Source organism: Candidatus Binataceae bacterium (assembly GCA_036495685.1).
Lineage (GTDB): Bacteria > Desulfobacterota > Binatia > Binatales > Binataceae > JAFAHS01.
The window spans coordinates 1-1,626 of sequence record DASXMJ010000025.1; the positions used below are offsets into that span (position 1 = coordinate 1).

Below are 1,626 nucleotides of genomic sequence, written 5' to 3' on the forward strand. Positions count from 1 at the left end.
GCAATTCCCGAGCATTTCACCGGCGACGTCCTGATCGGCTACGGCGACGTGCCGATGGTGACCAGCGCAACGCTCGCCGCCTTCTGGAGCGCACATCGTCAGAGCGGGGCTGCGCTTTCGTTGGTGAGCGTGCGCGTGGCGGATCCTTCCGCCTATGGCCGCGTGGTGCGCGACCCGGCGGGAAAGGTGCGGGCGGTGGTGGAGGCCCGCGATGCGTCGGCGGCGGAGCGCGCGATCAACGAGATCAATACCGGTTTCTACTGCGCCTCCGCCCAATTCCTGCGGGTCGCGCTGGCAGAGCTCAAGACCAACAACGCACAGGGCGAATATTATCTGACCGATATTGTAACGATTGCGCGAGCGCGCGGACTCGAAGTGAATGCCTGGGTGGCAGACGGCCCGTTCGAGTTCGCCGGAGTCAATTCGCGCGAGGAGCTGGCAAACATGGAAGCGCAGATTCGCGAGCAAACTAATCGCAAGTTGATGGCCGCGGGCGTGACCCTGATCGACCCGGCGACCGCTTACATTTCCGAGCAGGCCCAGGTAGCAGCGGACGTGGTGATCGGACCCAACGTGCAGATTCTCGGGCGTTGTCGGATCGGCGAAGGCGTGCAAATCGACGGCACCGCGTGGCTCAAGGACGTTGAGATAGGACCGCGCTGTCATCTGAAGATCGGAGTCCGCGCGGAGCAATGTCGAATCGGCGAGGATTCCGAGATCGGCCCATTCGCAAATCTGCGTGAGGGGACCGACCTGGAAGGCCACAACCGAATCGGCAATTTCGTGGAGACCAAGAAGGCGCGCATCGGACAGGGCACCAAGGCGAGCCACCTCAGCTACCTCGGCGATGCGGTTATCGGACGCGACACCAACGTCGGATGTGGCGTGATCACCGTCAACTACGACGGCTACGACAAGCACGAGACCCGCATCGGCGATCGCTGTATGATCGGCTGCGATACACAGTTGATCGCGCCGATTACGGTCGGCAGCGACGTGTACGTAGCATCGGGCACCACCATCGTGCGCGAAGCCAGCGATGGCGCGCTGGTGATGTCGCACCATCCCCAGCGCGAGAAGCCGGGATGGATGCAGAAGTGGCGGGAGCGCCACAACGATCCGACCCCGGTAAAGGGATCGGACAAGCAGCGCTCCTCCGCCTAAGTACGAAAAACGTCTCTCCCGTTATGCTATTGGCGGGAGATCTGAACTCGGCCCCGACTCAATTCGAGCGCAGCCGGTCTCGCGTGCAACGCGCAAGATTCGAGCTGAGCCGGCAACAATCGCTGACGGCTTTGCTCAGCACTTCTACGCTGCTCCGGAGCCCCGGCCCCCCTTTGAGATGAGGGACCGGGCGAACGCCGATCCGATGGCTCTCTGCCCTACTTCACCAGGCCCTCGGACTTCAGAGTTTCCTGCACTTTGGGCCGTGCTGCTACTCGTCCCATGTAGGCGGCGAGATTAGGGTACGGTTTGAGATCAATACCCACGAAATTGGTCCAGTTAACGATCGTGAACGCGTACGCGTCGGCGACCGTGAAATTGGAGCCCATCAGGTACTGTTTTCCCGCAAGGTGGTCGTTCAGATACGCGAGCCTCCTGGTGATGTTTGCCTTCGCCGTCTCT

Annotated in this window: 2 protein-coding genes; one reads left to right on the plus strand and one right to left on the minus strand. The window is 61.7% G+C overall.

Annotated features, from left to right (window positions below; translation table 11 throughout):
- Positions 1-1,164, plus strand: a 1,164-nt coding sequence (glmU, locus tag VGI36_02990) for a bifunctional UDP-N-acetylglucosamine diphosphorylase/glucosamine-1-phosphate N-acetyltransferase GlmU (protein HEY2484083.1), incomplete at its 5' end; no start/stop codon positions are given.
- Positions 1,165-1,382: 218 nt separating this feature from the next.
- Here glmU and VGI36_02995 read toward each other — a convergent pair.
- Positions 1,383-1,626: glutathione binding-like protein (locus VGI36_02995; GenBank protein HEY2484084.1), on the minus strand; the 244-nt coding region annotated here is incomplete at its 5' end.